The 22,426-nt window shown below is 60.7% G+C and carries 19 protein-coding genes; 13 read left to right on the forward strand and 6 right to left on the reverse strand.

Going from position 1 to position 22,426, the window contains the following annotated elements:
* Window positions 1-185: 185 nt before the first annotated feature.
* A complete protein-coding gene (gene cytX, locus ACEN9A_RS01835) occupies window positions 186-1,478 on the forward strand; it encodes a putative hydroxymethylpyrimidine transporter CytX (RefSeq protein WP_258672167.1) in 1,293 nt (430 codons plus the stop codon).
* Here the strand turns inward: cytX and ACEN9A_RS01840 are convergent.
* A complete protein-coding gene (locus tag ACEN9A_RS01840; protein ID WP_258672168.1) occupies window positions 1,447-2,193 on the reverse strand; it encodes an RsiV family protein in 747 nt (248 codons plus the stop codon). The two genes, cytX and ACEN9A_RS01840, sit on opposite strands and share 32 nt — an antisense overlap.
* Before the next feature lie 229 nt (window positions 2,194-2,422).
* Between ACEN9A_RS01840 and ACEN9A_RS01845 the strand changes: the two genes are divergently transcribed.
* From ACEN9A_RS01845 to ACEN9A_RS01885, 9 genes are all read left to right on the forward strand, one after another.
* Window positions 2,423-3,040 carry an NUDIX domain-containing protein gene (locus ACEN9A_RS01845; RefSeq protein ID WP_258672170.1) on the forward strand — a complete coding sequence of 206 codons (618 nt, stop codon included), beginning with the start codon at window positions 2,423-2,425 and terminating at the stop codon, window positions 3,038-3,040.
* Entirely contained in the window at window positions 3,031-3,483 is a 453-nt protein-coding gene (locus ACEN9A_RS01850) for a DUF1249 domain-containing protein (RefSeq protein WP_007939629.1), read from the forward strand. Before ACEN9A_RS01845 ends, ACEN9A_RS01850 begins: the two co-directional genes overlap by 10 nt.
* A gap of 111 nt (window positions 3,484-3,594) precedes the next feature.
* Window positions 3,595-4,410, forward strand: a complete 816-nt coding sequence (gene cpdA, locus ACEN9A_RS01855) for a 3',5'-cyclic-AMP phosphodiesterase (RefSeq protein ID WP_258672171.1) — start codon at window positions 3,595-3,597, stop codon at window positions 4,408-4,410.
* Window positions 4,411-4,575: 165 nt separating this feature from the next.
* A complete protein-coding gene (locus ACEN9A_RS01860; protein WP_258672172.1) occupies window positions 4,576-5,184 on the forward strand; it encodes a YqiA/YcfP family alpha/beta fold hydrolase in 609 nt (202 codons plus the stop codon).
* A gap of 43 nt (window positions 5,185-5,227) precedes the next feature.
* Window positions 5,228-7,135, forward strand: coding sequence for a DNA topoisomerase IV subunit B (gene parE, locus ACEN9A_RS01865; protein WP_019582186.1), 1,908 nt, complete (start codon window positions 5,228-5,230; stop codon window positions 7,133-7,135).
* Entirely contained in the window at window positions 7,135-8,124 is a 990-nt protein-coding gene (locus ACEN9A_RS01870) for an esterase-like activity of phytase family protein (RefSeq protein ID WP_258672173.1), read from the forward strand. Before parE ends, ACEN9A_RS01870 begins: the two co-directional genes overlap by 1 nt.
* Window positions 8,121-8,642: a retropepsin-like aspartic protease family protein gene (locus tag ACEN9A_RS01875; RefSeq protein ID WP_018928522.1), complete on the forward strand. Its 522-nt coding sequence runs from the start codon at window positions 8,121-8,123 to the stop codon at window positions 8,640-8,642. The genes ACEN9A_RS01870 and ACEN9A_RS01875 overlap by 4 nt, the downstream gene beginning before the upstream one ends.
* Before the next feature lie 10 nt (window positions 8,643-8,652).
* Window positions 8,653-10,917 (forward strand): DNA topoisomerase IV subunit A, encoded by a 2,265-nt coding sequence (gene parC, locus ACEN9A_RS01880; RefSeq protein WP_258672175.1) that lies wholly within the window; start codon window positions 8,653-8,655, stop codon window positions 10,915-10,917.
* 176 nt (window positions 10,918-11,093) lie between these two features.
* Window positions 11,094-11,807, forward strand: coding sequence for a PqiC family protein (locus ACEN9A_RS01885; protein WP_019650709.1), 714 nt, complete (start codon window positions 11,094-11,096; stop codon window positions 11,805-11,807).
* Between the two features lie 283 nt (window positions 11,808-12,090).
* Here the strand turns inward: ACEN9A_RS01885 and ACEN9A_RS01890 are convergent, their stop codons facing one another.
* Window positions 12,091-13,620 (reverse strand): AhpA/YtjB family protein, encoded by a 1,530-nt coding sequence (locus tag ACEN9A_RS01890; protein ID WP_258672177.1) that lies wholly within the window; start codon window positions 13,618-13,620, stop codon window positions 12,091-12,093.
* Between the two features lie 134 nt (window positions 13,621-13,754).
* On the opposite strand from ACEN9A_RS01890, the gene serB reads away from it, so the two are divergent.
* A complete protein-coding gene (gene serB / locus ACEN9A_RS01895) occupies window positions 13,755-14,969 on the forward strand; it encodes a phosphoserine phosphatase SerB (RefSeq protein WP_007939616.1) in 1,215 nt (404 codons plus the stop codon).
* Window positions 14,970-15,038: 69 nt separating this feature from the next.
* On the opposite strand, the gene ACEN9A_RS01900 is transcribed toward serB, so the two are convergent.
* From ACEN9A_RS01900 to ACEN9A_RS01915, 4 genes are all read right to left on the reverse strand, one after another.
* Complete coding sequence (locus tag ACEN9A_RS01900; RefSeq protein ID WP_258672178.1) at window positions 15,039-16,826, reverse strand: cyclic-di-GMP receptor FimW-related protein; 1,788 nt, start codon at window positions 16,824-16,826, stop codon at window positions 15,039-15,041.
* A 135-nt stretch (window positions 16,827-16,961) separates the two neighbouring features.
* On the reverse strand, window positions 16,962-17,822 hold the full coding sequence (asd, locus tag ACEN9A_RS01905) for an archaetidylserine decarboxylase (protein ID WP_007939614.1): 861 nt from the start codon (window positions 17,820-17,822) through the stop codon (window positions 16,962-16,964).
* Window positions 17,823-17,840: 18 nt separating this feature from the next.
* Complete coding sequence (gene rhdA, locus ACEN9A_RS01910; RefSeq protein ID WP_007939613.1) at window positions 17,841-18,656, reverse strand: thiosulfate sulfurtransferase; 816 nt, start codon at window positions 18,654-18,656, stop codon at window positions 17,841-17,843.
* 96 nt (window positions 18,657-18,752) lie between these two features.
* Complete coding sequence (locus ACEN9A_RS01915) at window positions 18,753-20,285, reverse strand: HDOD domain-containing protein (protein WP_258672179.1); 1,533 nt, start codon at window positions 20,283-20,285, stop codon at window positions 18,753-18,755.
* 166 nt (window positions 20,286-20,451) lie between these two features.
* On the opposite strand from ACEN9A_RS01915, the gene motA reads away from it, so the two are divergent.
* Together motA and motB are read left to right on the forward strand one after the other, a co-directional pair.
* Window positions 20,452-21,303 carry a flagellar motor stator protein MotA gene (gene motA / locus ACEN9A_RS01920; protein WP_018928515.1) on the forward strand — a complete coding sequence of 284 codons (852 nt, stop codon included), beginning with the start codon at window positions 20,452-20,454 and terminating at the stop codon, window positions 21,301-21,303.
* 3 nt (window positions 21,304-21,306) lie between these two features.
* Window positions 21,307-22,332 carry a flagellar motor protein MotB gene (motB, locus tag ACEN9A_RS01925; protein ID WP_258672180.1) on the forward strand — a complete coding sequence of 342 codons (1,026 nt, stop codon included), beginning with the start codon at window positions 21,307-21,309 and terminating at the stop codon, window positions 22,330-22,332.
* The last annotated feature ends 94 nt before the right edge of the window (window positions 22,333-22,426 follow it).

Genomic DNA, 22,426 nt, shown 5'->3' on the forward strand with positions numbered 1-22,426 from the left:
TTACCCTTGTGGCGAGGGAGCTTGCTCCCGCTCGGCTGCGAAGCAGTCGTAAAATCGGTAATCGCAACCTGACTGTCAGACCGCGGTGACTTGTTTTGGGTCTGCTTCGCAGACCAGCGGGAGCAAGCTCCCTCGCCACAAAGGGTGGTCAACACCACAACACATGTTCCTCTGAGATAACACCCTTGAGCATTCAACCCAGCACTTACTCCCCGGATATCGCGGTGCCGACCGACAAGCGCGTCTTCGGCGGTCGTGATCTGTTTTCCCTGTGGTTTTCCCTCGGCATCGGCTTGATGGTGTTGCAGACCGGCGCTTTGCTCGCACCGGGTCTGGGCCTGTCCGGCTCATTGCTGGCGATTTTTCTCGGCACGCTGGTCGGCGTGCTGTTGCTGGCCGCTGTCGGCGTGATCGGCAGTGACACCGGCCTGTCATCGATGGCCGCGCTCAAACTCAGCCTCGGTGCAAAAGGCGCGAGCCTTCCGGCGGTGCTGAACCTGCTGCAACTGATCGGTTGGGGTTCGTTCGAAATCATTGTGATGCGCGACGCCGCCAGCCTGCTCGGCGCCCGTGCATTCAGCGAAGGCAGCCTGTGGTCGAACCCATTGCTGTGGACGCTGTTCTTCGGTGCACTGGCCACCTTGCTGGCGGTCAGCGGTCCGCTGACCTTCGTGCGCAAGATCCTGCGCAAGTGGGGCATCTGGCTGTTGCTGGCCGCGTGCATCTGGCTGACCTGGAACCTGTTCGCCAAGGCCGACCTGGCGGCGTTGTGGGCGCAGGCCGGTGATGGTTCGATGCCGTTCGCCGTCGGTTTCGACATTGCGATCGCGATGCCGCTGTCCTGGCTGCCGCTGATTGCCGACTACTCGCGGTTCGGCAAGCGTGCGAAGAATGTCTTCGGCGGTACGGCGTTGGGTTTCTTTATCGGTAACTTCTGGCTGATGAGCCTGGGCGTGGCGTACACCCTGGCGTTCGCGCCGAGTGGTGAAGTGAATGCCTTGCTGCTGGCGCTGGCCGGTGCTGGCCTGGGGATTCCGTTGCTGCTGATTCTGTTGGATGAATCAGAAAATGCCTTTGCCGATATTCATTCGGCGGCGGTGTCCAGCGGGATTCTGCTGCGCTTGAAAGTTGAGCATCTGGCCTTGGCCATCGGCGTGATCTGCACGCTGATCGCTTGCCTGGCGCCATTGGCCCAGTACCAGAATTTCCTGCTGTTGATCGGTTCGGTGTTTGCGCCGCTGTTCGGCGTGGTGCTAGTGGATCACTTCATCCTGCGCAAACGCAGTAGCCAAGTGGCCTCGGCCGCCTTGCGCTGGCCGGCGTTGCTCGCCTGGTTGGGCGGGGTGAGTACTTATCACTTGCTGGCCAATCTCTATCCGGACATCGGCGCAACCCTGCCGTCGCTGGTACTGGCAGGGCTGCTGCAACTGGTGCTTGGTCGAGCCTTCAGCTACGGCCGGGAAACAGCTCAGGCTTGAGAATGCCGTTCAGGCGTGGGTAGGGGATCTTCAGTTCGACGTGGCCCAATGCGTAAGGCGCAAGGGTGCTCACTTCGTACTTGAGGATCACCCCGCCATACGTCAACGCCACGTTCTGGGTTTTCACGAAGGGCCAGCTCTTGACGAACTCCGGCTCCTGATCGAGTTTGGTGCTGATCAGCCAGCTGTTGTGCGCCACCTGGGCCGCTTTCCAGAACGCTTCTTCCTGCCCCGGGATCACCATGTCCGACAGCGTCAGCACTTTATGCTGCTGACGCGAGTAGTTGATGAAACCGCGGCCTGGCGTGCCATGGGCACCGCCATTGTCCAGATAGCTGGACAGTTCAATGATCACCAAGCCGTCATGCTGCTCACGTACCTTGGCTTGCAAGTAGCTGCTGTAGCGCGGCTCGGCACTGCTCAAAAATTGCTCGCGATACGCCGCCAGCGTCGGCGCTACAGAGGCGTCGGGTGAGGTGCGGGTCATTTGCAGCAAACGTTTTTCGATGATGCCGTCAAGCGCAGGCTCAGCCGGGAAGTGCAGCGTATCGATGTTCACCAGCGGGCAGTCAGGGTTGGCGCAACCTGGTTTCAGCTGTTCGGAAGCGTCGCGGGTGGTTTCCAGCGGCGCCCGGTAATTGGGCTGGAAAAGACTCTGGCACGCACCCAGGGTCAGGGCGATGGCGGCCACGGAGGCGATCTTGAAAAGCGACATGGGCGTCCTTAATGAAACAGGGGAAGGCGAAAAGTTAACCGCTTCGACTCTCAACGAGGCAGTCAGTTCGCCACTAAGCTAATTAGAGTTGGTTTCGCCCTCACCGTCTATCCCGCTGACTGTAAAGGGGCTGCATCAAACATCGCGGGCGCGTTAGGATGGCGCGAAGTCGAGGTTGCAAGTAACAAAAAGGAGCCTCGTAACGGATTTGCAGTAAACGAGGATTGTCATGACTGATTTTGCCAACGCCATTCCGACCGCCGTTGATATTGTTCGGCGTGAAAAGTGCTACGAGGGTTTCTACAAGCTCGACCGCGTGCACCTGCGCCACGAATTGTTCGACGGCGGCATGAGTCGCGAGATCAATCGTGAAGTGTTCTTGCGCCACGATGCAGTGTGTGTGCTGCCTTATGATCCACAGCGCGACGAAGTGGTGCTGATCGAGCAGTTTCGCGTCGGCGCCATGGGCAAGACCGACAATCCGTGGCTGATCGAACTGGTCGCCGGTCTGATCGACAAGGATGAAGTACCGGAAGAAGTTGCTCACCGCGAAGCGCAGGAGGAAGCTGGACTTGTATTCGGGGCGCTCTGGCCGATGACCAAATATTTTCCATCGCCGGGTGGCAGTAACGAGTTTGTGCATTTGTACCTGGGGCGTTGTGACAGTGCCGGGGTTGGCGGCCTGCATGGGCTGGAGGAAGAGGCAGAAGATATTCGCGTCACGGTCTGGGCTTTCGAAGATGCCCTGCAAGCCGTGCGTGACGGACGTATTGCCAACGCGGCGAGCATCATTGCCTTGCAGTGGCTGGCTTTGAACCGCGTGGAAGTGAGGGGGTTATGGTCGTAAACAAGCTGCGCGATCGATATCGGGTCGACCTCGTGGGGCTGCAAGCCTCTTGCGAGGCCAACTACGCGCGCCTGATGCGACTGTTGCCGGACATGCGCAACGATCCGGCGGCCCGGCGCATTGCCGTGACCCAAGGTGACCAGATGCTTGGCGTGCTGGCCCTGGAAGTGCTGCAAGCCTGTCCGTACACCACCACCCTGCAGGTGCGTCAGGAGCACAGCCTGCCCTGGTTGCCAGTGCCGCAACTGGAAGTGCAGGTGTATCACGACGCGCGCATGGCTGAAGTTATCAGCGCCGAACATGCACGACGCTTTCGCGGCATCTATCCTTACCCGAACGCCGCGATGCATCAGCCGGACGAAAAGGCTCAACTCAATCTGTTCCTGGGGGAATGGCTGAGTCATTGCCTGGCTTGCGGACACGAGTACGCCGTTGTGCGCTAAGAGTGCTGTGTAGTTGTGAACTGCTTCCGGTTCACAGGTTTCCTCTTTTGATCGTCCCCCAGCATAATTGCGGCACTTTCCAATCCCGTGATCACGCCCTGGGAGAACGCCTTGCCGAGCGTATCCACTTTGACCACCGCCGATCCGGCGTTGCTGGTGCAACTCTCCGACAGTCATCTGTTTGCCGAGGCGGACGCGACGTTGCTGGGCATGAATACCCGCGACAGCCTGCAACAGGTGATTGAGCTGGTATTGAAGCAGCAACCGCAGATCGATCTGATGATTGCCACTGGCGATCTGTCCCAGGACGGGACGCTGGAGTCGTACCAGCTGTTTCGCGACCTGACCCGGCAGATCGATGCCCCGGCGCGCTGGATCCCCGGTAATCACGACGAGCCGCGGATCATGGCCGAGGCGGCGGTGCACAGTGCATTGCTGGAGCCGGTGGTGGACATCGGCAACTGGCGGGTGACGTTGCTCGATTCGGCGGTGCCGGGTTCAGTGCCGGGGTATTTGCAGGATGAGCAGTTGCAATTGCTCGTGCGCTCGTTGAGCGAGGCGCCGCAGCGGCATCATCTGGTGTGCTTCCATCATCATCCGGTGTCGATCGGGTGCGCGTGGATGGAGCCGATTGGATTGCGCAATCCAGAGGCGTTGTTCGCGGTGCTGGATCGGTTTCCGCAGGTACGTGCGGTGCTTTGGGGGCATGTTCATCAGGAGATTGATCAAGTGCGCAACGGTGTTCGCCTGATCGCATCACCCTCGACCTGCATCCAGTTCGAACCGGGCAGTGACGATTTCAAAGTGAGTGAGCAGGCGCCGGGGTATCGGTGGTTGCGGCTGTTGCCCGATGGTCAGCTTGAAACTGGCGTTGAGCGCGTGACCGGGTTCGATTTCCAGATTGATTACGGCTCCAACGGCTACTGACACTTACCGATTCCCCCTGTAGGAGCTTGTAGGAGCTGTCGAGTGCAACGAGGCTGCGATCTCTTGATCTTGCTTTTAAACAAAGTCAAAAGATCGCAGCCTCGTTGCACTCGACAGCTCCTGCAGTAAACTCCGCCTTCTTTACCCGACGCACAGGGAGCTCAAATGTCTGGTTCGATCCTTTATATCCACGGTTTCAACAGCGCGCCTGCCTCAAAAAAGGCCACTCAGTTGATCGAAGTGATGGAGCGGCTGGGCTTGAGCGATCAGTTGCGTGTGCCGGCCCTGCATCACCATCCCCGCGAGGCCATCGCTCAGCTGGAACAGGCGATTGCGGAGCTGGGGCGGCCACTGCTGGTCGGCAGCTCACTCGGCGGCTACTATGCGACTCACCTGGCCGAGCGCCATGGCTTGAAAGCCCTGTTGATCAACCCTGCCGTCAGCCCACACCGGATGTTCGACGGGTTTCTGGGGACGCAGAAAAACCTGTATACCGATGAGACCTGGGAAATGACCCACGACCACGTGACGGCCCTGGCCGAGCTGGAAGTGCCGGCGCCCCAGGATCCGCAGCGGTTTCAGGTATGGTTGCAGACTGGCGATGAAACGCTGGACTATCGCCTCGCCCAACAATATTACCGGGCCTGTGCCTTGCGCATTCAGGCCGGCGGCGACCATAGTTTCCAGGGTTTTGCCGCGCAACTGCCGGCAATATTGAGTTTTGCCGGCATCGGCGCAGATTTGTATCAGGCGATCGATTTCACAGCACTGTGATCATTGCCCCCCTATTTTCACTGAACACTGACGACGAGACCCCATGGCCACTCCCAGCGCTAGCTCTTATAACGCAGACGCCATCGAAGTCCTCTCGGGCCTCGACCCGGTGCGCAAACGCCCCGGCATGTACACCGACACCAGTCGGCCGAACCACCTCGCCCAGGAAGTCATCGACAACAGCGTCGACGAAGCTTTGGCCGGGCACGCGACGTCGGTGCAGGTCATCCTGCACGCCGATCACTCCCTGGAAGTCAGCGATGACGGCCGTGGCATGCCGGTGGACATTCACCCGGAAGAGGGTGTTTCGGGCGTCGAGCTGATCCTCACCAAACTCCATGCGGGCGGCAAGTTTTCCAACAAGAACTACCAGTTCTCCGGCGGTTTGCACGGGGTGGGTATTTCCGTGGTCAACGCCTTGTCGACCGAAGTCCGGGTGCGTGTAAAACGTGACGGCAACGAATACCAGATGACCTTCGCCGACGGTTACAAGAAAACCGAGCTGGAAGTCATCGGCACCGTCGGCAAGCGCAATACCGGCACCAGCGTGTTCTTCGCACCGGACCCGAAGTATTTCGATTCACCGAAATTCTCCATCAGCCGCCTCAAGCACGTGCTCAAGGCCAAGGCCGTTCTGTGCCCGGGGTTGCTGGTCAGTTTTGAAGACAAGGCCACCGGCGAGAAAGTCGAATGGCATTACGAAGACGGCCTGCGCTCCTACCTGGTAGACGCGGTCAGCGAATTTGAACGCCTGCCTGACGAGCCGTTCTGCGGCAGCCTGGCCGGTAACAAGGAAGCCGTCGATTGGGCGTTGCTGTGGTTGCCCGAGGGCGGCGACAGCGTTCAGGAAAGCTACGTCAACCTGATCCCGACAGCCCAGGGCGGTACTCACGTCAACGGTCTGCGTCAGGGCTTGCTCGACGCCATGCGCGAGTTCTGCGAGTTCCGCAGCCTGTTGCCGCGTGGTGTGAAGCTGGCGCCGGAAGACGTCTGGGAGCGTATCGCTTTCGTCCTGTCGATGAAGATGCAGGAACCGCAATTCTCCGGCCAGACCAAGGAGCGCCTGTCCTCCCGTGAAGCGGCCGCCTTCGTTTCCGGTGTGGTCAAGGATGCTTTCAGCCTGTGGCTCAACGCCAACCCGGAAACCGGCATGTTGCTGGCCGAACTGGCGATCAACAACGCCGGTCGTCGTCTGAAGGCCAGCAAGAAGGTCGAGCGCAAACGCATTACCCAAGGGCCGGCATTGCCGGGCAAGCTCGCCGACTGCGCCGGGCAGGACCCGATGCGTTCCGAGCTGTTCCTGGTGGAAGGTGACTCCGCAGGCGGTTCGGCCAAGCAAGCGCGGGACAAAGAATTTCAGGCGATCCTGCCGTTGCGCGGCAAGATCCTGAACACCTGGGAAGTCGACGGCAGCGAAGTGCTGGCCAGCCAGGAAGTGCACAATATCGCCGTGGCGATCGGTGTCGACCCGGGCGCGGCGGACATGAGCCAGCTGCGTTACGGCAAGATCTGCATCCTCGCCGACGCCGACTCCGACGGTCTGCACATCGCAACCTTGCTCTGCGCCTTGTTCGTCCAGCATTTCCGCCCGCTGGTGGATGCCGGTCACGTCTATGTCGCCATGCCGCCGCTGTACCGTATCGACCTGGGCAAAGAGATCTACTACGCCCTCGACGAGGCCGAGCGCGACGGCATCCTCGATCGCCTGGTGGCCGAGAAGAAACGCGGCAAGCCGCAGGTCACCCGATTCAAGGGGCTGGGTGAAATGAACCCGCCACAGTTGCGCGAAACCACCATGGACCCGAACACGCGGCGCCTGGTGCAACTGACACTGGGTGAAGATTTCGCCGAGACCTCGGAAATGATGGACATGCTGCTGGCGAAAAAACGCGCGGGCGATCGCAAGACCTGGCTGGAATCCAAAGGCAACCTGGCCGAGGTTCTGGGCTGATGCGGTTTGGCTGGGCCCTGGCGTGTGCGTTGCTGCTGACTTCGGTGACGGTTTCTGCCGAACCCGCGCCAGAGCTGCGCCTGTTGTCCGAACATGCCGTCGACGGCATGCGCGGCGGCAATCTTTCGGGGCTGGCCCAGTGTGGCAAGGAGCTGTGGACCGTTTCGGATCGCGACGATGATCAAATCTATCGCCTCGACACCCGCAACTCCACCTGGCAAGCCGAAACCGTGCACATTGACGTACCCCTGGTGCCCGACACCGGTTTGCCTTGGGGCTTGCGTGCGCGGACTTGGGCGGCATCGTTCGTGCGGGGCGGGGATCTGGATTTCGAAGGCATCACCTGTGACAGCGCGGGCAATCGTTACATCGTCAGCGAAGGCCACGCCGCGGTGTTGCAAGTACCGCCAACCGGGCCTGCGTCCTGGCTGAAAATCTCGCCGATGCTGGTTCGCGAAGCGCGGGCGAGCGGCATGTTGTTGCACTTCAATGCATTATTCGAAGGCTTGGCGATCAATCCGGCCGGTGACACGCTGTGGCTGGCCGCCGAACGTGAGCGCCGCGGTTTGCTGCTGATCAAGCGCCAGCAAACAGTGTGGGACTGCGACGGTAGCTGTGTGCTGCTGAGTGAAGGCGGGGTGGAAATGCAGCCAGCGCAATTTCCCCACGCCAGAGCTCGCCCTCGGGATTTTGCTGATCTGTCATTGTTCGACGGCAAGCTGTTTACCCTTGAGCGCAACGCCTTTCAGATCTGTCGCCGTGATGCGGTGACGACCAAGGTCGAGCGCTGCTGGTCGTTTGCTGCCGAGGCCTTGCAGGAAAATCGTCGTTATTCACAACCCTTTGGGCTGGCGGAAGCGCTGATCATCGACGTCGAAGGTGCCTGGATCGGTATCGACAACAACAACGGTGCGCGCGCCGACGGTGAAGTACGGCCGATTGTGTGGCGCTTTGCCGCGCCTGAAGGTGGCTGGAGTGCCAAGCCATGAGTCAGCAACCGCCGGGCAAACGCGCCGGTCGGGTGTTGATGGTGCTGGCCTGGGGCGCCGCGCTGTTTCTGGCGACGCGGTTCTTCGGTCAATGGGAGGAGCGTCAACAGAATCCCAACACCGTCGTCAGCTCTGAGCAGGGCCAGGGTTTTATCGAAGTGAAGCTGATCGGCAACAGCCAGGGGCATTTTGTCGCCACCGGCCAGATCAACGGCCAGCCCGTGGAGTTCATGCTCGATACCGGTGCGACCGATGTGTCGATCCCGGCCGAAATGGCTGAACGATTGAAGCTGGAAAAAGGCTTCGGGGTGACCCTGAGCACGGCCAATGGCTTGAGCGAGGGCTATCGAACCCGCCTCGACCGGCTGCAACTGGGCGCCATCGTGCTGCGTGACGTTCGCGCGCTGGTGGCGCCCGGTTTGCACGGCAATCAAGTGCTGCTCGGCATGAGCGCACTGAACAAACTTGAATTTACCCAGCGCGGTGGCACCATGCTGCTGCGCCAGACCACGAAATAATGAGGCCCGCATGAGCGACTCCCTTGATCTCAGCCTGGACGGTGTAGAGCGCCGGTCACTGGCTGACTTCACCGAAAATGCCTACCTCAACTACTCCATGTACGTGATCATGGACCGTGCCTTGCCGCATATCGGCGACGGCCTGAAACCGGTACAGCGACGCATCGTCTATGCGATGAGCGAGTTGGGGCTGGACGCCGATTCCAAGCACAAGAAGTCGGCGCGTACCGTCGGTGACGTGCTCGGTAAATTCCACCCTCACGGCGACTCGGCGTGCTACGAAGCCATGGTGCTGATGGCCCAGCCGTTCAGCTACCGCTACACGCTGGTCGACGGCCAGGGTAACTGGGGTGCGCCGGATGATCCCAAGTCCTTCGCGGCCATGCGTTACACCGAAGCGCGGCTGTCGCGTTATTCCGAAGTGCTGCTCAGCGAACTGGGCCAGGGCACGGCGGACTGGGGCCCGAACTTCGACGGCACCCTGGAAGAACCTCTGGTGTTGCCGGCCCGTTTGCCGAACATTCTGCTCAACGGCACCACCGGTATCGCCGTGGGCATGGCCACCGACGTCCCGCCGCATAACCTGCGCGAAGTCGCGACCGCTTGCGTGCGTTTGCTGGATGAACCGAAAGCCACGGTCGAGGAGCTCTGCGAACACATTCAGGGCCCGGATTATCCGACCGAAGCGGAAATCATCACGCCGCGCGCCGACCTGCTGAAAATCTACGAAACCGGTCGCGGTTCGGTGCGCATGCGCGCTGTTTACCACGTCGAAGACGGCGACATCGTCGTGACGGCGCTGCCGCACCAGGTCTCTGGTGCCAAAGTGCTGGAGCAGATTGCCGCGATGATGCAGGCCAAACCGTCGAAAGCCCCGCAGATCGCGGACTTGCGCGACGAGTCGGACCACGAGAACCCTTGCCGCATCGTGATTATTCCGGTCAACAGCCGGGTCGATCACGAAGCGCTGATGCAACACCTGTTCGCGACCACCGAGCTGGAATCCAGCTACCGGGTCAACATCAACATCATTGGCCTCGACGGCAAGCCGCAGCTCAAGAACCTGCGCGCATTGTTGGTGGAATGGCTGGAATTCCGCGTGCGGACCGTGCGTCGACGCCTGCAATTCCGTCTGGACAAGGTCGAGCGTCGCCTGCACCTGTTGGACGGTTTGCTGATTGCCTACCTCAACCTGGACGAAGTGATCCACATCATCCGTACCGAGGAGCAGCCGAAGGCCAGCCTGATCGAGCGCTATGCCCTGAGCGAAATCCAGGCCGACTACATTCTCGACACCCGCTTGCGTCAGTTGGCGCGACTGGAAGAAATGAAGCTGCGTGCCGAGCAGGATGAACTGCTCAAGGAACAGGCCAAGCTGCAAGCCCTGCTGGGCAGCGAAGCCAAGCTGAAGAAACTGGTACGCAGCGAGCTGATCAAAGACGCCGAAACCTATGGCGACGACCGTCGTTCGCCAATCGTCGAGCGCGCCGAAGCCAAGGCGATGACCGAGCACGATCTGCTGCCGAACGAGAAAGTGACGGTCGTGTTGTCGGAAAAAGGCTGGGTTCGCTCCGCCAAAGGTCACGACATCGATGCTACCGGACTGTCCTACAAGGCCGGGGATGGCTTCAAGACCTCGGCGGCCGGGCGTTCCAACCAGTTTGCGGTGTTTATCGACTCCACCGGCCGCAGTTATTCGGTTGCATCCCACACACTGCCGTCGGCCCGTGGCCAGGGTGAACCGCTGACCGGCCGTCTGACGCCGCCACCAGGGGCGAGCTTCGAATGCGTGCTGATGCCTGAAGACGATGCGCTGTACGTGATCGCATCCGACGCCGGTTACGGTTTCGTGGTCAAGGGCGAAGACCTGCAAGCCAAGAACAAGGCGGGCAAGGCCCTGTTGAGCCTGCCGAACAACGCCAAGGTCATCCTGCCGCGTCCGGTGGCCGACCGTGAACACAACTGGCTGGCCTCGGTGACCACCGAGGGTCGCCTGCTGATCTTCAAAATCAGCGATCTGCCACAATTAGGTAAAGGTAAAGGGAATAAGATCATCGGGATTCCCGGTGAGCGTGTTGCCAGTCGCGAAGAATATGTCACGGACATCGCTGTTTTGCCGGAGGGCGCTACTTTGGTGCTGCAGGCCGGCAAACGTACCTTGTCACTGAAGGCGGACGACCTTGAACACTATAAAGGTGAGCGTGGACGTCGCGGTAACAAACTGCCACGGGGCTTCCAGAGGGTGGATGCGCTGTTCGTCGAAAACCTCAATTAAGCGTCCTAGAGCGCTCGATCTACGATTTGACGCGTAGATCGACGCTTTGGCGCTGGAGTCGGAACGCATATTCACGGATGATATGGCCTTTCAAGCGCCGGCGTGGCCGAGCGTTCTTCATATTTTTTGAGTATTTTCACTGTGGTGAGCCTTGTGGCAGCCACCTGGATGGGACGATGACTGCTCTGCGCCTTCCTTTTATTTTGATGCTCGCTGGCGTTCTTGGCCTGGCGGGTTGCAGCGTGCACCAGCCGGTGTCGCTGTATCAGCTGGACAGCGGAAGTCCGGCTCAGCCTGCGCAAAGCGCGGGCATGGCGGTATTGTTGGGCCCGGTAACGGTTGCTGATTACCTGCAACGCGAAACCTTGTTGCAGCGTCAGCCGGATGGCAGCCTTCAAGCATCGGCCGACGGTCGTTGGGCGGGCAGCCTGTCGTCGGACATCGATCAGCTGTTGCTGCGTCAGGTCGCTGGTCATCTGGACAGCCAACGCGTTGTCCTGGCACCTGCGACAGTGGGCTTCACGCCGGACGTTCAGGTTCTGCTGACCATCACCCGTCTGGACTCGGGTGTGTCGCAACCGGCGATCCTGGACGCGCAATGGCGCCTGATCGATCGTCGTGGTCAGGTGCGTGATAACCGTATCATTCATCTGCAAGAGCAGCACGCCGGCGGTACGGCGTCTCAGGTTCAGGCCCAGGGTGTGTTGCTGCAGCGTCTGGCCGAGCAACTGTCGACAGCGCTCAAGCCGCTGGCCAACCAGCCGCCGATCGCTGAAGCACCGCGCAAACCGGCTGCCAAGCCTGTGGCACCGGCAGCAGAGCCGGAGAAACAGCCAAAGATCCCGATGGCCTCGCCGATTCGTACGGATATGGAAGTGTTCAGGTTCTGAGCCTGGATTGATCCAAAGCAAAGCCCGCCATCGTGCGGGCTTTGTTGTTTTTGCGGGTTGGTCGTAGCAGCTGCCGAGCCTGCGAGGCTGCGTTCGAGGACGAAGTCCTCGCAGAGCCTGTTGGCGCGTTTTGCCTGACCGTACCCATCGCCTGATTTTACGACTGCTGTGCAGCCGAACGCAGCCTCGCAGGCTCGGCAGCTGCTACAAGAGTTAAGGGGGCAACAAAAAGCCCGCAAACGATCAATCGTCTGCGGGCCTCTTTGCAGCGGGGGGGCAAGATTTACGCCCGGCGTTCGTGCATCCGCGCCAGTTGCCGCTCCAGCATCGATGGATAAGGCTCCATCAGGCGTTCTACGCAGCACGCACCCTCAGGGCTTGCAATCGGGCGGATCCGTGCACGCTGGCGAATTAGCGCGTCGTCGCTGATCTTGCGCTCCACCAGCAGCAGGTTGCGGCTGTGTTGCGACAGGGCCAGTGCATCCTGAGCGGTTTCGGTCAACAGCAGGTCGATCTGGCTCAAGCCGAACAGTTCGTCGCCCAGTGTCAGGCCCAACTGCAATTGCAGGGTGATGCCGCTGTCGGCGACTTCGATCTGCAATTGATGGCCCAGGGCGCGCAGCAACTCACCACAGCAGATGGCGTTGGTCAGGTAGTCATCGCCGCTGTCTTCGGTGTGGAACAGCATCAGCGTGCTGCCATCGTTCAGGGTGTGCAGTTCGCTCTGGTAGAGCGACGCCGCCTGATCGAGGCAATCGCGGTAGCGCTTGAGCAGCTCTTCCAGACGTGCGCGGGGCAGGCGACGCAGTTGATCCTGTGCACCCAGTTGCACCGCCAGTACCGCGCTGTGTTGAGGTACGTTCGATACCTGCGGCTTTGCGACGGATTTCGGCGCGCTGTCTGTCGAGTCGTCACGCAGATCGGCAAACGGATCTTCGTCGTCATCGTCGTCTTCGACCGTGCTGACAATGCGTCGCGGCGCAGGCTTGAGACCTGCCACCGGTCGGGTTTCATCGAAGCTCGGATCACGCAGGTTGCGCACTTCGAAGGCCGGATCGGTCTCTTCGTCGTCATCGCTGTCGTTGAACTCGGGCTCCGGAACAGGCTCCGGTTCGGCCGGCTCCGGCGCGAAATTGGCGTGCAGCTGACGAGCGAGATCGCCGACTTCATCCTGACGCTCGGTGGCCGGGGTGTATTCGTCGATATTGCGCAGCCACACCCGCAATTGCAGCAGCGGCGTGGAGATATTGCGGCCCAGGCGCAGGCTCAAGGCCAGGGACAGCGCCAGCAGAATCGCGCTCAGAATGCCCATGCTTTGCAGGCTGATGGTCATCGGCTGCTGGAACTGATCCATGTCCAGGCTGATGCGCAGTTGCCCGGCGGTCACGTCCTGGAAGGTGATCTTGCTCTGGTACATGCCTTCGGCTTCGCCCAGCAGGCCGTGCTTGGGACGCTGACCGGCTTCGGCGAGGATGCGGTTATCCACGCTGTAGATGGCAGCGTGGGCCACCAGCTTGTTCTTGGTCAGGTTGTTGAGCAGCACATTCAGGCTGAGGATGTCGTTGGACACCAGCAGCTCCGTGGCCGACGTAGCCGTCTGGGTGGTCAGGCTTTCGCCCAGGGCATCCGCCTGCTCGTGCATGGCCTGCTTGAACTGCAAACCCATCACACAGGCATAGATCACCAGGGCCAGAGCGACCAGGATCACGTTATGGCTGGCAATGCGTAATGCGATCGGCACACGGCGATGACGCAGTGCCCGGAAGATCAGCAGAAAGAAGTTATCGGTTTTTACTGGCGTGGGCCGGTTCACTTGAGCTCGGCTCTTTGTCCGTGAAGTTGACGCGCAGTATAGCGACAGGCCCTAGGCCGTCAAAGCGCTCGCGGTGCCCGATGGTCACTGAAAATGGGTAGAATGCGGTTTTTTTCCACCTGCGGGGGTGCGCCTTGCGCGAAATCGTCCTGATAAACATCACGGGAGTCGACCGTCCGGGTCTGACTGCGGCCATAACCGGCGTTCTGGCCCAGGGTGGTGTGAACATTCTCGACATCGGTCAGGCGGTGATCCACGACACCCTGTCGTTCGGCATCCTGGTTGAAATTCCTGACACCGAGCAAGGCAACTCGGTGCTCAAAGACATCCTGTTCAAAGGCTATGAGCTTGAGCAACAAGTGCGTTTCACGCCGGTGTCCGAAGAGGATTACCAGCAGTGGGTCGGCAACCAGGGCAAGAAACGCCACATCGTCACCCTGTTGACCCGCAAAGTGACCGCCGAGCAATTGCAGCGTGTGAGTTCGATCACCGCCAAATATGGCCTGAACATCGACCATATCGATCGCCTTTCCGGGCGCATGCCGCTGGACACCCCGGCCGACAAGGGCAAGGGTTGCATCGAGTTTTCCGTGCGTGGCGAAGCGGCTGACCCGCAAGCGCTGCGGGCTGAATTCCTCAGCGTTGCGCAAGAGCTGAACGTCGACATCGCCTTCCAGGAAGATTCGCTGTTCCGCCGTAACCGTCGTCTGGCGGTGTTCGACATGGACTCGACGCTGATTGAAGCCGAGGTCATCGACGAACTGGCCAAGGCCGCCGGCGTTGGCGACCAGGTGTCCGCGATTACTGAGCGGGCGATGGCCGGCGAGTTGGACTTCCGCGCCAGCTTCAAGGAACGCCTGGCCTTGCTGCAAGGGCTGGACGTCAGCGTGCTGGACTCCATCGGTGCTTCCCTGCGCCTGACCGAAGGCGCCGAAACCCTGTTCGCCGAACTCAAGCGCCTGGGCTACAAGACCGCGATTCTGTCGGGCGGCTTCACCTACTTCGCCAAGCAACTGCAGGCCAAGCTGGGCATCGACTATGTGTTCGCCAACGAACTGGAAGTGGTCGACGGCAAGGTCACCGGCGTGGCGGTCGAGCCGATTGTCGATGCGCAACGCAAGGCGGATTTGCTGCGTGAGCTGGCGCATAAAGAAGGTTTGCGTCTGGAGCAGACGATTGCCGTCGGTGACGGTGCCAACGACCTGCCGATGCTGGCGATTGCCGGGCTGGGCGTAGCGTTCCGCGCCAAACCATTGGTCAAGCAATCGGCGAAGCAGGCAATTTCCACCCTTGGGCTGGATGGCGTGCTGTATCTGCTGGGCTTCCGGGATCGCGACGGGCAGCTCTGAGTTTTCGACCGTCCGGGCGAGCCCCATCGCGAGCGTGCTCGCGATGGGGGCACCTTCTGGGACTCGCCGTTATAGCGACTTCCACAACGAATCAAACTCTTGCGCTACCCCGACCACGCCGCCTTCCGCGGCGTTTTCGTTTCTGGCTACCTCCAGCGAACGGTAGGCAAACTGATTGAAGCTGTTGGTGCTCGTCATCCGTCTCTCCAGCTCGGCCGGGCGTTCCTGGCCATTGGTGTTGATCAACACCTTATTACCTTCCTGGAACGGCAGGCGCGGCGTGAGCAGGGTGGCCGGGAGGTCGATGGCACTGATAGCGGGCAGTAACAGCCCGCGCAAGTACTGGCTGTGTTCGTCGCCGGAGCGAATCAGTTGCAGGCCGCAGGGTTCGGCGTAAGGCGCAACGTGTTCGATACCCATCTGCGTGCCGCCGCCCCGTACCTGGCGGATCCAGCGCACCACGGCAACGCTCCAGCCTTGACCGGCCGTATCCTCGATGCCGACCATTTCGCCAGCCTGCAGTTCGGCAGGCACTGCGCCGGGCCAGGCCAGGCAATAACCGCCAGGGCTGTGATTGATCACCGGTAGCGCGTAGGTCGGGAAATGCTGTTGGCCGGACGCCTCGTGGTTGTCATGTTTCTGAAGGTGTGGATATTCGATCTCTTCGTAGGGCAGCAGCGTGTCTGCCGTGCCATGGGGGGCGGCGTCGAAGGCCTGTTTCCATTGGTCCTTGGCGCGTCCTGCCGGCTCGGCTGCCGAGAACTGCGCGGGACGGGCGCCGGTTTTTTTCAGGATGTCGTTGAACGGGCGTTTGCCACCGAGATAAAAGTGCAGGGCGCTCATGCCCACGCACAGGGTCAATGTGCCGTGGCCGACGGTGCGCTGGAAACCGCGCTCGGAGGCCTGGCCCCAGGCGGCATACAGGTGTTGCAGCGTATCCAGATTCAGCCCTGTCGGAACCGGCAGCGGCGATGCCTTGTCGGCTGATTGTTGCAGATGGGTTTCGATGGCGGCGACCAGGGGCTGCGGGTCGATCCCCAACAAGCGCTCCTGTTGTTCGGCAGGGAATTTGACGCGATAACGCGGGCCGCTGTCGAGGTCCGGGGCGACGGCAAACAGCCCGTTGTCCGGTTTGAAGGGTTGCAGCTTGATCCATTGGCTCCAGGGTTCCAGCACCTCGGCGAGCCGGGCGATCTGGTTCTGGCGCAGTTGATTGCAGCGTGAAGCACCCAGCAGGAGGGCGACGACGTAGGTCTGCTCGATGCTCAGGCTTTGCGTCTGGCTGGCCAGTTCATCGCGCACGCTCTGATGTTGCAGCTGATGTTCGCAGCCGATCCGGTACAGCTGATGCAGTTCCAGCCACAGCCCTTCGGGCGCCGGGCAATAGAGCTCAGTGGCGCGGATCAACGTACCATTCAGGCAATGGACGGCCCGTTGCAATGCCTGGGTCAGCAGCGGCGCACGGTCTTTACTGAAACGCGGTGCAATGCGGACGACGATCTGCTTGTAACCGATCGCCAAGTGGCTCTGCAGCGCCTGGCAAAGGTTGGCAATCTTGCGCGAACGCTCGTCGAGCACAATGGCCTGGTGCAGAAAATGCCGCTCCAGGTGCTTGCAGACGTAATACACCTCGGGCCGCAGCAATTCGAGCAATTGCAGGCGATTGTCGCTGGGTGTGAGCAGCTGGTTGAGTTCATTCAAGCCTTGATACAACTGGCGAGCGGTTTCGCCGATGTTGGCTTTGGGCAGGTTGGCGATCCAGCGCTTGAGGTCGCGTGGCGTGGCTTCGCAGAAAGACAGGCGCGACTGCATCGGGATCGGTGCGCGTAGCAGCAGGGCAGGATTGGTCTCATTCATGCCGTGGACAAACTCCGACCGGGAAATGGGCAACGAATGACTTTGACTGTAGCAGCTATGAACGCTGGAGGAGGGGGCGCAGCGGGAGGAAATGTCCGATCCCACGAAAGGCGTTCGTGGGATCGGATCGAGGGATCAGGCGGTTGGCAGGCCGATGCCCTGGCCCATCTGCACCGGCGAAAGAGCGCCCAGCCCTTCAGCCCATTTCACTTGATCCGGCCCGAACAGCACGACCGCCGTAGAACCGAGCTTGAAACGACCCAGTTCCGCACCTTTTTCCAAGTGAATCGGCGCACGGGCCGCTTCATCGTAGCGGAAGGTTTTCAGCTCGCGTTTTGGCGGTGTGACCAAGCCAGCCCAAACGGTTTCGATCGACGCCACAATCATCGCACCCACCAACACCACGGCCATCGGGCCGCGCTCGGTGTCGAAAATGCACGCTACACGCTCGTTGCGGGCGAACAGTTCCGGAACGTTTTCAGCGGTGGTCTGGTTGACCGAGAAGATGCGGCCGGGGATGTAGACCATCTCGCGCAGGGTACCGGCCAGCGGCATGTGCACACGGTGGTAGTCTTTCGGCGACAGATAAATGGTGGCGAAATCGCCGCCCATGAAGGGCGCTGCGTTGGCCGCGTCGCCACCCAGCAGTTCCAGCACGCTGAAGCTGTGGCCCTTGGCCTGGAAAACGCGACCGTGTTCGATCGGACCGAGCTGGCTGACGGCGCCGTCGGCCGGGCTGAGGATCGCGCCAGGCGTTTGATCCAGCGGGCGAGCACCGTCCTTCAAGGCGCGGGTGAAGAACGCATTGAAGTGCTCGTAAGCGGTCAGGTCTTCGACTAGCGCCTGGGACATGTCCACTTGATAACGCTTGGCGAACCAGGCGGTAAAGGCGTTCTTGAACCAGCGCACACGGCATTCGGCAATGCAGCCGGCCAGTCGCGAGAGCAAGTGATGGGGCAGCAGGTATTGGCTGAGGATAAACAAACGCTTATTCATTAACTGTCCTTGAAAAACTTAAATCTCTACGGGCGTGTCGGGGTGGTTGCCCCATTCGCCCCAGGAGCCGGCGTAGCCTTTGACCCGCGGATAACCGAGCGCCTTGGCCACCAGATAGGTGAAGCCAGAACGATGGTGTGTCTGGCAGTGGGTAATGACTTCTTTGTCTTTGGTAATGCCGAGTTGTTCCAGGATTTTCGGCATGTCGGTGCGGATACGCAGGTTGCGCGCCTGATCCATGCCGGCGGTCCATTCGAAATTGACCGCGCCGGGGATGTGCCCGCCCTTGGCCGCCAGCACTTTCTCGCCGGAGTATTCCAGCGGGCCACGTGCGTCCCAGATCGCCAGGTCAGCGGCGCCGAGGCGGCTTTGCAGGTATTCGCGGGTGGCGACAGGTTCGTCGTGCAGGGTCAGGGCGACCGGGCCGCCGACTGCCGGCGGGATCTGGATTGACATGGGCAAGCCTTCTGCCAGCCAGGCCGGCAGGCCGCCGTCGACATAGTGATACTTGCTGTGGCCGATGACATCCAGCAGCCAGATAAAGCGCCCGGCCCAACCGCCGCCTTCATCGTCATAGACGACATAGACCGCATCAGGGTTGTGCCCCAGTTCGCCGAACAATGCTTCAAGCGCGGCGTGGGTCGGCAGCAGGCCCGGCGCAGGCGCCTGGCCCAGCTGAGTGCGTTTTGGATCGACAAAGCGTGCACCGGGGATATGCCCTTCGGCATAGCGGGCGCTGCTGGTCAGGTCCACCAGAATCAGTTCGCGGGAGTCGAGACGCGGGAGCAGGTCGCTCGGCTCGATCACCAGCGCCAAGCCAGAGAAGTCAGACATGTGAGGTCTCCAGAGCACAAAGGGGAGGATTGTAGCGCAGCGTCATGAGGGCCTGTTATCAGTTATTTTGGGGCAGGAAATAACGGTAAACAGGCCCTAGCGGTGGCTAAAGCTGTGCAGGGCCTTTTCGATGCATTGTGCGGTTTTGCCGAAGGCTTGCACGGTGATTTCCGAGAACGGTCCGCCGCCCTGATCCGCCACCACGATCATGATCACCCGGCCGTTGTTGACCAGTGAGCGCAGCAGCAGGTGTTCGCCGCTGAACTGTGAGCGCAGGCTGGCTGGCAGCAGGGCCGAGAATTGTGCGTTGTTGGCCGGCGTCAGGCGCACCTGGGCCTGTTGCGCGAGCAGGCGTTGCAGCACGGTGCTCTGGCTGACCACCAGGTTCAAACCGGCCACTTCCTTGGGTAGCCCGGCGGTCTGGTGCACGCGCAAATTGGCGTGCGTGCGGTCGGCCATCAGAATCATCACCCGGCGCATGCCACACGCCACCAGGGCATCCAGGGCCGATGTGGTCAAGTGCATGGCATTGGTAAAACGGCTCGGCTCCACCAGCAATTCGGCACATTGCTTGCGCCACTTCGCCAGGTCTTCGGCGGTCGGCGCCGGGGCGGGCAACAACCCGGCATGCACGCGGTGCGCACCCGGTGGCCAGATCAGCGATTCGGCCGGGTGCCAGAGGTCCGGCATGGCGTGTTGACGAGCGCTGTTGGCGGCCTGCTGGTGCAATTGTTGCTGCACCTCATCCATCGGCATTTGCAGGTAAAGGCTGGTCAGGTACTGCCAGCGCTCGCAATGGGGGCTATCCCAGGCCTGTTGTGCCGCCAGCGCCAGACCGTTGGCCAGCAGCACGGTATTGGCGGGCTGATTGAGCCAGCGGCGCAACGTCGGGTCGTCATCCAGGCGGTTCTGTTGGCGCAACGGGTGATCGCTGTCACGTGCGATGCGCAGGACTTTCACCAGCTCACGTTGTTCGCTGCGCAGCAGCCGATAACCTTGCTGTACCCAGATCGGCAGGCGCCAGACGTCCACCAGCGCCAGACAGATTTCCAGCAGGCGCACGCCGAACAATTGCTTTTCGACTTTGCGTGCCGACTCGCCTTTATGGATGACCCGCAACTCCCACTCTTCAAGCAACTGCGGATGGGTCAGCGCCATGGGCCAGAGTGGCGAGAGAAACAGCAGGCTGCCCCAGTGGATGTCCTGCCACAGTCGCGCCAGGCGACTGGCAAAAAAACCGTTGGCCTGTTGAGTGGCGTGTTGGCTGATCAGTTGGAGCTGGCGCAGGGCGACGGGGATTTGCAATTGGGGTTCGGCAGGCAGGCGGTCGAGCAGTTCTTCGGTGCGTTTCAAACCGAGGCGATTGATCGCCACCTCAAGGTTTTCAGCAGGCTCGGTCATGCTGCCATGGGTGTGACGGTTGGCTTCGCGAATCACGCTCAAGGCCAGGGCCGGGCTTTCCTGCATCAGGTCGGCGATGTCGCGCAGCGAGCTGCGGTTATCGCGGATGGCTTTGCAGACCCGGTCGTGGCTGGCTTGCGGAACCGGCAGGCGTACGCCATCGAGAAGCTTGACCCAGCTTTCAAGCGTGGTTGGTTTTGGCGTTGGGACGTTCGTTTCGTTAGCCATGTCTGGACGCGATCATCGTCTGCTTTACCTATGCCCTGAACGGGTCAAATTAGCTTTTCGCCTTAACTGGCTATAGTCTGGCGCAGTTTTGCCGATAAGTAGAAGAAGAGATTTTTTAACTTCCGAATATGACCTTGAACCCGACTCAGTAAGTGCTCTCCTACCTATGGCTAAAATTATCGGCATCATCGTCGTATTCGCGAGCGTGCTCGGCGGATACGTGCTTTCCCACGGCAAGATTGCCGCTCTCATCCAGCCTTTCGAGGTGATGATTATCGGTGGCGCGGCCCTTGGCGCCTTCCTGCAGGCCAACCCCGGCCACATGACAATGCACGTGCTCAAGAAGTCCTTGGGCATGTTCAGTTCGCGTTTCAACCACACCTTCTACCTGGAAGTGCTGGGGCTGATTTACGAGATCCTCAACAAGAGCCGTCGCGAAGGCATGATGGCGATCGAAGGCGACATCGAAGATGCCGCCGCGAGCCCGATCTTCGCCAAGTACCCGGCGGTGCTCAAAGACGAACGCATGACCGCGTTCATCTGCGATTACCTGCGCATCATGTCCTCCGGCAACATGGCTCCCCATGAGCTGGAAGGCCTGTTCGACATGGAACTCTACAGCCTCAAGGAAGACCTCGAGCACCCGTCCCACGCGGTGAACGGCATCGCCGACGCCATGCCCGGTTTCGGTATCGTCGCGGCGGTATTGGGGATCGTGGTGACCATGGCATCCCTGGGCGAAGGCGACCAGAAGTCCATCGGTCTGCACGTGGGGGCGGCACTGGTCGGTACCTTCTTCGGTATTCTCGCGGCCTACGGTTTCTTTGGCCCGCTGGCCCACTCCCTGGCTCACGATGCCAAGGAAGAACTGAATACCTACGAAGCCATCAAGGCCTCGCTGGTGGCTTCGGCTTCCGGGATGCCGCCGTCGCTGGCGGTGGAGTTCGGTCGCAAGGTTCTGTACCCGGCGCACCGTCCTAGCTTCGCTGAGCTGGAACAAGCGGTTCGCGGTCGTTAAGTCATGGAAAATAACCAGCCGATAATCATCAAGCGCGTCAAGCGCATCGCCGGCGGACATCACGGGGGCGCCTGGAAAATCGCCTTCGCGGACTTCGCGACGGCGATGATGGCGTTCTTCCTGGTGTTGTGGCTGCTGTCCACCGCGACGCCTGAACAGAAGATCGCCATCGCCGGTTACTTCAAGGACCCGGTCGGGTTTTCCGAAAGCGGTACGCCGTACATCATCGACCTGGGCGGCACGCCGACCCTGGCGCCGGAGAACACCCTCAACCCGGAGGTGAAATCTCAGCCGCAGCCAGACAAGGTGACCATCGACGCCGAGCAGGTTGAAGGCATGGCCGAGCAGGTCGAGAAGGAACGCCTGGAGTTGTTGCTGCAAGAGTTGCAGAACAAGGTCAATGAAAACCCGCAATTGCAGAAATTCAAGGATCAGATCCTCTTCGAGATCACCCAGGACGGTTTGCGCATCCAGATCATGGACGCCGAAAACCGCCCGATGTTCGACTCCGGCAGTGCGCGCCTGAAGCCGTACTTCGAAGATATTCTGCTGGCCATGGCCGACACCATCAAAGCGGTGCCGAACAAGATCAGCATCAGCGGCCACACCGATGCCAAGCCGTACTCGGGCACCGGCGATTTCGGCAACTGGGAACTCTCGGCCAACCGCGCCAACGCGGCTCGTCGCGCATTGGTCGCCGGCAGCTACCCAGACTCACAGGTGGCGCGCGTCGTGGGTTATGCCTCATCGGCACTGTTCGATCGGGAGAACCCGTTCAACCCGGTCAACCGCCGGATCGACATCGTGGTGCTGACCAAGAAAGCCCAGCGAGCCATCGAAGGCGAACAAGGTGCCGAACCGGCGCCAGCGCCGACGCAAGGGCAGGGTGGTCCGGGCGAAGTGCCTGCGCCGCCAGCCGATCCGAACGCATTGCCGGCGGACAAAGAACCGCTGCCGGCACACGAACTTCGTGAACGTTTGAATCTGTTTGATAATCCTGCGCCGAAGCCGGCAGCGCCAGCCAAGTAGTGACCCACAAAAAAGCCGCGAATGATCGCGGCTTTTTTGTCTCTGCTGCTTCGTCCTGAATAAGGTTTACACCTTCTGGCTTCTTATCAGGAAG

It is taken from the genome of Pseudomonas sp. Pseusp18 (assembly GCF_059506005.1).

Excerpts from the sequence above, each read along its gene's own strand:
- parE (WP_019582186.1), top strand. The coding sequence starts at position 5,228 with ATGGCCACTCCCAGCGCTAGCTCTTATAACGCAGACGCCATCGAAGTC.
- ACEN9A_RS01860 (WP_258672172.1), top strand. The coding sequence starts at position 4,576 with ATGTCTGGTTCGATCCTTTATATCCACGGTTTCAACAGCGCGCCTGCC.
- ACEN9A_RS01915 (WP_258672179.1), bottom strand. The coding sequence starts at position 20,285 with ATGGCTAACGAAACGAACGTCCCAACGCCAAAACCAACCACGCTTGAA.
- ACEN9A_RS01845 (WP_258672170.1), top strand. The coding sequence starts at position 2,423 with ATGACTGATTTTGCCAACGCCATTCCGACCGCCGTTGATATTGTTCGG.
- ACEN9A_RS01850 (WP_007939629.1), top strand. The coding sequence starts at position 3,031 with ATGGTCGTAAACAAGCTGCGCGATCGATATCGGGTCGACCTCGTGGGG.
- ACEN9A_RS01875 (WP_018928522.1), top strand. The coding sequence starts at position 8,121 with ATGAGTCAGCAACCGCCGGGCAAACGCGCCGGTCGGGTGTTGATGGTG.
- motB (WP_258672180.1), top strand. The coding sequence starts at position 21,307 with ATGGAAAATAACCAGCCGATAATCATCAAGCGCGTCAAGCGCATCGCC.
- ACEN9A_RS01870 (WP_258672173.1), top strand. The coding sequence starts at position 7,135 with ATGCGGTTTGGCTGGGCCCTGGCGTGTGCGTTGCTGCTGACTTCGGTG.
- rhdA (WP_007939613.1), bottom strand. The coding sequence starts at position 18,656 with ATGTCTGACTTCTCTGGCTTGGCGCTGGTGATCGAGCCGAGCGACCTG.
- ACEN9A_RS01885 (WP_019650709.1), top strand. The coding sequence starts at position 11,094 with ATGACTGCTCTGCGCCTTCCTTTTATTTTGATGCTCGCTGGCGTTCTT.
- parC (WP_258672175.1), top strand. The coding sequence starts at position 8,653 with ATGAGCGACTCCCTTGATCTCAGCCTGGACGGTGTAGAGCGCCGGTCA.
- ACEN9A_RS01840 (WP_258672168.1), bottom strand. The coding sequence starts at position 2,193 with ATGTCGCTTTTCAAGATCGCCTCCGTGGCCGCCATCGCCCTGACCCTG.
- motA (WP_018928515.1), top strand. The coding sequence starts at position 20,452 with ATGGCTAAAATTATCGGCATCATCGTCGTATTCGCGAGCGTGCTCGGC.
- ACEN9A_RS01900 (WP_258672178.1), bottom strand. The coding sequence starts at position 16,826 with ATGAATGAGACCAATCCTGCCCTGCTGCTACGCGCACCGATCCCGATG.
- asd (WP_007939614.1), bottom strand. The coding sequence starts at position 17,822 with ATGAATAAGCGTTTGTTTATCCTCAGCCAATACCTGCTGCCCCATCAC.